Below are 8,294 nucleotides of genomic sequence, written 5' to 3' on the forward strand. Positions count from 1 at the left end.
CTTTCGCGCTGCCGAACGGCCGGGGCAAAAGAGCGGCCGGCAGCAACGCCGAGTGCGCCTGGAACCGGGGAAACGCAATGAAGCGCGTCTATGTGGTGGGCACCGCCGACACCAAGGGTGAGGAACTCGCCTTTCTGGCCGATGCGGTCGCAGCCACCGGTGCTGCTGTCGCCCGCGTCGACGTCGGAACGCGCAATGCGACCGTGCCGGTCGATGTCTCGGCCGAACAGGTCGCCGGCCACCATCCCGGTGGCAGCAGTGCCGTGCTGGGCAGCGACGACCGCGGCACCGCGGTCGCGGCAATGGCCATCGCCTTCACCCGGTTTGTCCAATCGCGCACCGATATAGCAGGAGTGATCGGTATCGGCGGTGGTGGCGGCACTTCGATCATCACATCAGGCATGCGCGCGCTGCCGCTCGGCTTGCCCAAGATCATGGTCTCGACGCTCGCTTCGGGCGACACCGCGCCCTATGTCGATGTCTCCGACATCGTCATGATGCCGTCGGTGACCGACATGGCTGGCTTGAACCAGCTGTCTCGCGTCGTGCTGCACAACGCCGCCCAGGCGATAGCAGCCATGTCTGCGACACCGGCGCCGCCGCCCGACGGCAAACCATCGATCGGGCTCACCATGTTCGGCGTGACCACGCCATGCGTGACTTCCATCGCCGACGAGCTTCGTTCGAGCTATGACTGCATGGTCTTCCACGCCACCGGCACCGGCGGCCGCACCATGGAGAAGCTGGCCGACAGCGGCTTGCTGTCCGGCGTCATCGACATCACGACGACAGAAGTCTGCGACCTCCTGTTCGGCGGCGTTCTGCCGGCAACCGAAGACCGTTTCGGCGCGATCGCCCGCACGAAACTGCCCTATGCCGGCTCGGTCGGCGCGCTCGACATGGTGAATTTCTGGGCGCCGCCGACCATTCCGGAACGCTATAGCGGGCGGCTGTTTTACGAGCACAACCCGAACGTGACGCTGATGCGCACGACGCCTGACGAAAGCCGCAGGATCGGCGAATGGATCGGCGCCAGACTGAGCCTCTGCGAGGGACCGGTCCGGTTCCTCATTCCAGAAAAAGGCGTTTCGGCGCTCGACATCGAAGGCGGCGCCTTCTTCGACCCTGAAGCCGATGCAGCACTCTTCGAGGCCATCGAGCGCACGATCATGCCGGATAACACACGTCGCGTGATCCGCTTGCCGCTGCACATCAACGATCCCGAATTCGCCAAGGCTGCGGTTGCGGCTTTTCTCGACATCGCCACACAATGAGAGACGAAGTCATGGCCGCCATACCGCGCAAGAAGATCCTGGAGAAGTTCCGCAAAATGATTGCCGGCGGTGTGCCGATCGTCGGCGGCGGCGCCGGCACCGGGCTATCGGCCAAGGCCGAGGAGGCCGGCGGCATCGACCTGATCATCATCTACAATTCCGGCCGCTACCGCATGGCCGGCCGCGGCTCGGCTGCCGGCCTGCTCGCCTATGGCAACGCCAACGAGATCGTCAAGGAAATGGCCTATGAGGTGCTTCCGGTGGTGAAAAAGACGCCGGTGCTGGCCGGCGTCAACGGCACCGATCCCTTCGTCATCATGCCGCTGCTGCTGGCCGAGCTGAAGACGATGGGTTTTTCCGGCGTGCAGAACTTTCCGACCATCGGCCTGTTCGACGGCCAGATGCGGCAGAGTTTCGAGGAAACCGGCATGGGTTTTGGGCTCGAGGTCGACATGATCGCCGCGGCACACGAGCTCGATCTGCTGACCACGCCCTATGTGTTCAACCCGGACGAGGCGCGCGCCATGACCAAGGCCGGCGCCGACATCGTCGTCGCTCATATGGGGGTGACCACCGGCGGCTCAATCGGGGCGACGTCGGCCAAGTCACTCGACGACTGCGTGACGGAGATCGACGCCATCGCTGAAGCAGCGCGTGTCGTGCGCAAGGATGTCATCCTGCTTTGCCATGGCGGGCCGATCTCGATGCCGGACGATGCCCGTTACATCCTCGAACGCTGCAGGGGCCTGCACGGATTTTACGGGGCAAGCTCGATGGAGCGGCTGCCGGCGGAAGCGGCGATCGCCAGGCAGACTGCCGATTTCAAGGCGGTCACGCTGGAGCATCGGACCCAAAAGTGGGAACCGGTTTTGGGAAAATCCGATGCGCAAACAAAAAAAAGCGGCGCCAAAACGACCGCGAAGAAAAAGAAGGGATGAGACGATGACCGACAAGAGCAAGGTATTCGTGTATCCGAAGGACGTCAGCGCCTTCGGCTTCGACTGGGGCAGACTGTCGCTGACGGTGGCTCCCGAAGTGAATGGTGCTGCGCGCTTTTCCGGCGGCGTCGTCGACCTTCCGTCCGGCAAGGGTCACACGCGTCACAACCATCCGGGTGCGGAAGAGATCATCTTCGTCATATCAGGCAATGGCGAGCAGATGGTCGAGGACGAAGACGGCAATCCGGTCGTTGAGAAGGTCGGCCCCGGCTGCACCATCTATGTGCCGGAAAGCCGCTTCCACTCGACGCTGAACACCGGCGATGCGCCCATGCAGCTCTTCGTCGTCTATTCGCCGGCCGGGTCGGAACTGGCGCTGCGCGACATGCCGGATTTCAGACTGCTGCCGCCGGGCGCGTGACCTTCTTTCTCGGGCAGCGGCGCTGCCCCTCATTGCCCTGCCTGGCATTTCTCCCCGTAAACGGGGAGAAAGGTCGCCCTCGTCGACCGTTTCGCCATTCACAAGCGTTGCAGAATAAGCACCAAGGCTGCGGCCATCTCCCATCTCCCCGTCCTATGCGGGGAGAAGGTGCCGGCAGGCGGATGAGGGGCGGCGCAGCCCGTTGGGGGAGATTATGCCACCCCACCCCGGTTCCAGCCCCTGCCCCGGTCGCCGAACATGAGGTAGCCGCTATCGGTGACCGCCACCGTGTCTTCGAGCTTGATGAAGCCGCGCGTCGGGTGGAGCATCGTCGTCTCGACCGAGAGCACCATGTTTTTCTCCAGCGGCTTTTTGGCATAGGTGCCCTCATAAGTCACCGGATGGTTGGTCATCAGGAACGGCGCTTCATGGGTAATCAGTCCCATGCCGTGGGCGAAGAAATCGGTGTACGGCGCGACCTTCGACGCTCTCAGCACGCCTTGCGCGTAGGAAATCATGTCACCACCAAGAGTGCCCGCCCTGACCTTGGAAAAGGCCGCCTGCTGCACCGTCTCGACCTCGGCCAGGAGGTCCTCGAGTTCGGCATCCGGCTCGCCCAAAATGCCCATGCGACAGAGGTCGCCGATATAGCCGTGATAGTTGCCGCCTGAGTCGATCGACATCACCTCGCCCTTCTTCCACGCCTGCGGCGAGGCGGCGCGGTTGTGGCTGGCGCCGAGCGTCAACAGGCAATATTCGAAATGCGCACCGCGATTGGTCTCCTCGCGCCGCAGCTGCTCGATGATCTCGGTCTTGCTCGTGCCTTCACGTGCCCAGGCAATGGTCGCCAGCATGGAATCGGTGATCAGTTCAGAGGCGACGCGCAGCTTCTCCAGCTCCGCATCCGTCTTGATCGCCCGCATCCGCTCCAGCATATCGGTCGCATCGATCAGCTTGGCATCCGGCAGTGCCTTGCGGATCAGCGTGTAGGCATCCGACGGCAGGAAAGCCGGCTCGATGCCGATGCGGGCGTCGCCCTTGCCGATTTTCGCCAGGTGCTCGACCGCGAGATTGGCGGCGTCGAGCGTGCCCCAGCAGGCGGCGTGCAAGGTCGGCGTCCAGAACGGGTTGTTCTGGTGCTCGGCGCCCTCCATGCGGTTGCCGATGTAAGCGGCGTGGTCCGGCCCGCCCTTCTCGTAGACAATTATGGGCAGATAGCGGCTGTGGCCGATCGCATCCATGGCGGCGAAGAAGATGAACTTGTAGCCGCCAAGCAGATACTGCGTGTTGTGCTTGGAGGTGGCGAGCAGCACATCGATACCGGCTTCCTCCATCAGTCGATCGACCCTGGCATGATCGAACGGGATGGTGCTGACGGCATTCTTACCCGGAGCGACGTTCATCTTTCTCTCCTGAATTCCTTGGCCCACGATCAGATCGCGGCAGACTCCAGTCTGGTCTTACAAGATAAGCCTGGTCCTACCAGATAAAGTCGGACGGAACCGCTTCCTGTAACTGGTCCAGCGGACGAAAATTGCAAAGCCACATGAGGATGCGCCAAATCCGTCTCTGGCGAAACCCTCGGCAAGGCTCATAATCACCTTTGCAAGGATGCCGTCTGGCGTCCGAGGATATTGGCCACCGGCCGAGCGGCTGAGAGGTACGGAGTTCGATCATGTCAGAAGTCACGATTTCCAGACGCACCGTGCTTGCCGGTTCGGCTTTGCTTCTGGCTTCGACGGCGCTGCCGACGATCGGCTGGGCACAGACGCCGAAGAAAGGCGGGCGGCTGGTCGTCGCCGCCGATTCCGAGCCGCGCAACCTCAACCCGGCGATCGTCGCTTCCAACGGTGTGTTCTTTATCTCGAGCAAAATCGTGGAACCGCTGGCCGAGGCGTCCTTCGACGGCAAGGACGGGCTCGGCCCGCGCCTGGCGACAAGCTGGGAGGGAGCCGCGGACGGCCTGTCGGTGACCTTCAAATTGCGCGAGGGCGTCAAATGGCATGACGGCAAACCCTTTACCTCGGCCGACGTCGCCTTCTCGGCGCTGCAGATATGGAAGCCGCTGCAGAATCTCGGCCGCACCGTGTTCAAGGATCTGGAGGCGGTCGACACCCCGGACGAACTGACCGCAGTCTTCAAATTCGCCAGGCCGACACCGTTCCAGCTGATCCGCAACGCCTTGCCGGTGCTGACCAGCGTGGTGCCGAAGCACGTCTACGAGACGGGAAAGATTGAAGAGAACCCGGCCAATAATGCCCCAATCGGCACCGGCCCGTTCAAATTCGCCGAACACAAGCCAGGCGAATATTATCGACTGGAGAAGAATGGCGACTATTGGGGCAAGGACCAGCCTTACCTCGACGAGATCATCTATCAGGTGCTGCCCGACCGCACTTCGGCGGCAAGTGCGCTCGAAGCCGAAGAGATCCAGCTCGCCGCCTTTTCCGCGGTGCCGCTGGCCGATCTCGACCGCATCTCAAAAGTGCCTGGCCTCAAGGTGATCACCAAGGGTTATGAGGCGCTGACTTATCAGCTCGTCGTCGAGATCAATCATCGCCGCAAGGAGCTGGCCGACCTGAAGGTGCGCCAGGCGATCGCCCACGCCATCGACAGGGATTTCGTCGTCAAGACGGTGTTCCTCGGCTACGCCGCCACCGCCACCGGCCCGGTGCCGAAAAACGATCCGCAGTTCTATACGGCCGACGTGCCGACTTATGCCTTCGACGTGGCCAAGGCCAACGCCCTGCTCGACGAAGCCGGCTACAGCAGGGGTGACGACGGCAAGCGCTTTTCACTGAAGTTGCTGCCGGCGCCCTATTTCAACGAAACAAAACAGTTCGGCGATTATCTGCGCCAGGCGCTCGCCGCCATCGGCATCGACGCCCAGCTGGTCAACAACGACTCGGCCGCGCATATCAAGGCGGTCTACACCGACCACGCCTTCGACCTTGCGGTCGGGCCGCCGGTGTTCCGCGGCGATCCGGCGATCTCGACCACCATCCTGGTGCAGAGCGGCATCCCGGACGGGGTGCCGTTCTCCAACCAGGGTGGCTACAAGAACGACGAACTCGACGCCCTCATCGCCAAGGCGTCCGAGACGCTCGACCCCGCCGCGCGGACGGAGCTTTACAGGGAGTTTCAGAAAAAGGTCGCAGCCGACCTGCCGCTGATCAACGTCGCCGAATGGAGCTTCATCAGCGTTGTCAGAGACACGGTTGCGAATGTCGCAAACAACCCGCGCTGGGCGGTGTCTAACTGGGCGGACACCTGGCTGGAGGCTTAGCAAGGCTCGCTCCAGGCTTGCACATGGTGTATCCGGGTGCTCAGCTTCGGTGATGAGAGCTCTATGGCGCCCCCCTCTGTCCTGCCGGACATCTCCCCCACTTGGGGGGAGATCGGCTGTCATTGTCCCTTTCGCCAATCTCCAGCGTTGCAAGACTTCCGGCAACGCCGAAGCTGCCAATCTCCCTCCTTGTGGGGGAGATGTCCGGCAGGACAGAGGGGGGCGCCGTAGAGCGCGGCACCGAAGACTTGGCCCTCCTATCAGAGTTGCGCCATGACCCGCGCGCTTCTCCTCCTTCGCCGTCGCCTCGTCGGCAGCGTCTTCGTGCTGCTGATCGTCGTCATCGGTACTTTCCTTTTGCTGGAGGCCGCCCCCGGCGACGCGGTCGACGCCTATATTGCCTCGACCGGCGGCGACGCCGGCATGATCGAATTGCTGCGCCATCGCTGGGGCCTCGACCAGTCGGCGTTGACGCGGCTGGCGACCTATCTCTGGGCGCTGCTGCATCTCGACCTCGGCCAGTCGGTGACCTTTTCGCGGCCAATCCGCGACGTCATCCTCGAGCGCCTGCCCAACACGCTGCTGTTGATGGGCAGCGCCACCGCGCTCTCCTTCGGGCTCGGCTCGGCGCTCGGCATCTATGCCGGCGCCAGGCCCGGCGGCTTTCGCGACCGCTTGCTGTCGATCGGCTCGCTGGCGCTCTATGCCGTTCCCGGCTTCTGGCTCGGGCTGGTGCTGATCATCGTCTTTGCCGTCGACCTGCGCTGGTTCCCGATCGGCGGCATCGAGAGCATCGCGTCGGCCAAGACCGGCCTCGACCGCGCGGCTGATATCGCCCGCCATCTCGTGCTGCCAGTGTCGGCACTCGGCTTCATCTATCTGGCACTCTATCTGCGCATGATGCGCGCCGGCATGGCCGAGGTCTGGCGACAGGATTTCGTCCTCGCCGCCCGCGCCAAAGGGCTCTCCCGCCGCCGCATCGTGCTCGGCCACGTCGCCCGCAACGCGCTGTTGCCGCTGGTCACCATGCTCGGCCTGCAATCGGCGCAGATGCTCGGCGGCAGCGTCGTCATCGAAAGCGTTTTTTCGGTGCCCGGCCTCGGCCGGCTGGCACAGGAAGCGGTGGCGGCGCGCGACACGCCGCTGCTTCTCGGCATCATCCTGGTCAGCGCCGTTCTGGTCATCGTTATCAATCTTCTTGTCGACATCGCCTACGCCTTCCTCGATCCGCGCGTCGGCGCCAGCGAGGCCGGTGCGTGAGCCCGCTTCGCCGCTTTCTTCGCACGCCGGAAGCGATCGCCGGCGCGATCATACTGGTAGCGCTGTTCGCCATGGCGCTGACAGCGCCGCTGTTCTTTCCCGGCGACCCGCAAGCCATTGCCGGGCCGGCATTGCTGCCGCCCTTTCAGGACTGGTCGCTGCCGCTCGGCACCGACCGGCTCGGCCGAGACGTGCTGGCCGCGCTTCTCCACGGCGCCCGTACCTCGCTGGCGGTCGGGCTGGCGGCAGCGGCAGCAGCGCTTGCCGTCGGCGCTATAGTCGGCACGCTGGCCGGCTTTGCCGGCGGTCTCGTCGACGAGGTGCTGATGCGTATCACCGACGCCTTCCAGACCGTGCCGAGCTTCCTGCTGGCGCTGGCTTTCGTCAGTGTCGTCGGGCCATCGCTCGGCGTCGTCGTTGCGGCGATCGCGCTCGGCGCCTGGACGGGGCCGGCGCGTGTTGCGCGAGCCGAAGTGCTGTCGATCCGCGAGCGCGATTTTGTCGCCGGCGCCCGCGTCATCGGCATGCATCCGCTGGAGATCGCCTTGCGCGAGGTGCTGCCAAACGCATTGCCGCCGCTGCTGGCGCTGTCGTCGGTGATCGTCGCCGCAGCGATCCTCACCGAAGCGGCCCTCTCGTTTCTCGGCCTCGGCGACCCCAACCGCGTGACCTGGGGCGGCATGATCGCCGAAGGTCGCGCCGTACTGCGCACCGCGCCCTTCCTGTCGGTCATTCCCGGCGTAGCGCTCGTGCTGACCGTGCTCGGCGTCTACCTCGCCGGCGAAGGCGTCGTCGAAACGGCTGCGGTGAGAAGGAGCCTGTCGTGACGGCGCTGCTTTCGATTCGCGATTTGACGGTGACCTATCGCCGCGACGGCAGCGAGATGGCGGCGCTGAACCATATCAGCCTCGACGTCGCCGCCGGCGAACGCTTCGCCATCATCGGCGAGAGCGGTTCGGGCAAGAGCACGCTGGCGCTGGCCATTGCCGGGTTGTTGCCGGGATCTTCCAAGGTGGGAGGCCGTATTGATTGGTTTTTGCCATTGTCGCCCTTTGGTGCCAAGGCACCCCCCTCTGTCCTGCCGGACATCTCCCCCGCAAGGGCGGAGATCGGCA

At 64.1% G+C, this 8,294-nt stretch carries 8 protein-coding genes; 7 read left to right on the forward strand and 1 reads right to left on the reverse strand.

Annotation, left to right across the window (positions count from 1 at the left end; translation table 11 throughout):
* The first annotated feature begins 77 nt into the window (after window positions 1-77).
* From NMG70_RS27915 to NMG70_RS27925, 3 genes are read left to right on the forward strand one after another with little or no spacing between them, the layout of a single operon-like run.
* Complete coding sequence (locus tag NMG70_RS27915) at window positions 78-1,274, forward strand: Tm-1-like ATP-binding domain-containing protein (protein ID WP_254027489.1); 1,197 nt, start codon at window positions 78-80, stop codon at window positions 1,272-1,274.
* An 11-nt stretch (window positions 1,275-1,285) separates the two neighbouring features.
* On the forward strand, window positions 1,286-2,212 hold the full coding sequence (locus tag NMG70_RS27920) for a phosphoenolpyruvate hydrolase family protein (protein WP_254027490.1): 927 nt from the start codon (window positions 1,286-1,288) through the stop codon (window positions 2,210-2,212).
* Between the two features lie 4 nt (window positions 2,213-2,216).
* On the forward strand, window positions 2,217-2,633 hold the full coding sequence (locus tag NMG70_RS27925) for a cupin domain-containing protein (protein ID WP_254027491.1): 417 nt from the start codon (window positions 2,217-2,219) through the stop codon (window positions 2,631-2,633).
* Window positions 2,634-2,845: 212 nt separating this feature from the next.
* Here the strand turns inward: NMG70_RS27925 and NMG70_RS27930 are convergent, their stop codons facing one another.
* Window positions 2,846-4,036 (reverse strand): M24 family metallopeptidase, encoded by a 1,191-nt coding sequence (locus tag NMG70_RS27930; RefSeq protein ID WP_254027492.1) that lies wholly within the window; start codon window positions 4,034-4,036, stop codon window positions 2,846-2,848.
* Window positions 4,037-4,308: 272 nt separating this feature from the next.
* On the opposite strand from NMG70_RS27930, the gene NMG70_RS27935 reads away from it, so the two are divergent.
* The 4 genes from NMG70_RS27935 to NMG70_RS33385 form a co-directional block, all read left to right on the forward strand.
* Window positions 4,309-5,919 (forward strand): ABC transporter substrate-binding protein, encoded by a 1,611-nt coding sequence (locus NMG70_RS27935; RefSeq protein ID WP_254027493.1) that lies wholly within the window; start codon window positions 4,309-4,311, stop codon window positions 5,917-5,919.
* 273 nt (window positions 5,920-6,192) lie between these two features.
* Window positions 6,193-7,179, forward strand: a complete 987-nt coding sequence (locus NMG70_RS27940) for an ABC transporter permease (protein ID WP_254027494.1) — start codon at window positions 6,193-6,195, stop codon at window positions 7,177-7,179.
* A complete protein-coding gene (locus NMG70_RS27945; RefSeq protein ID WP_254027495.1) occupies window positions 7,176-8,006 on the forward strand; it encodes an ABC transporter permease in 831 nt (276 codons plus the stop codon). The genes NMG70_RS27940 and NMG70_RS27945 overlap by 4 nt, the downstream gene beginning before the upstream one ends.
* Window positions 8,003-8,294 (forward strand): ATP-binding cassette domain-containing protein (locus NMG70_RS33385; protein WP_436798472.1); only part of this gene is annotated, 292 nt, incomplete at its 3' end. The genes NMG70_RS27945 and NMG70_RS33385, both read left to right, overlap by 4 nt.

Origin of the sequence: Mesorhizobium ventifaucium, assembly GCF_935822925.1 — a bacterium.
GTDB classification, from domain to species: Bacteria; Pseudomonadota; Alphaproteobacteria; order Rhizobiales; family Rhizobiaceae; genus Mesorhizobium; species Mesorhizobium ventifaucium.

Bases quoted from the DNA above. Each gene is read 5' to 3' on its own strand.
- NMG70_RS27930 (WP_254027492.1), bottom strand. From the start codon at position 4,036: ATGAACGTCGCTCCGGGTAAGAATGCCGTCAGCACCATCCCGTTCGAT.
- NMG70_RS27940 (WP_254027494.1), top strand. From the start codon at position 6,193: ATGACCCGCGCGCTTCTCCTCCTTCGCCGTCGCCTCGTCGGCAGCGTC.
- NMG70_RS27915 (WP_254027489.1), top strand. From the start codon at position 78: ATGAAGCGCGTCTATGTGGTGGGCACCGCCGACACCAAGGGTGAGGAA.
- NMG70_RS27920 (WP_254027490.1), top strand. From the start codon at position 1,286: ATGGCCGCCATACCGCGCAAGAAGATCCTGGAGAAGTTCCGCAAAATG.
- NMG70_RS27935 (WP_254027493.1), top strand. From the start codon at position 4,309: ATGTCAGAAGTCACGATTTCCAGACGCACCGTGCTTGCCGGTTCGGCT.
- NMG70_RS27925 (WP_254027491.1), top strand. From the start codon at position 2,217: ATGACCGACAAGAGCAAGGTATTCGTGTATCCGAAGGACGTCAGCGCC.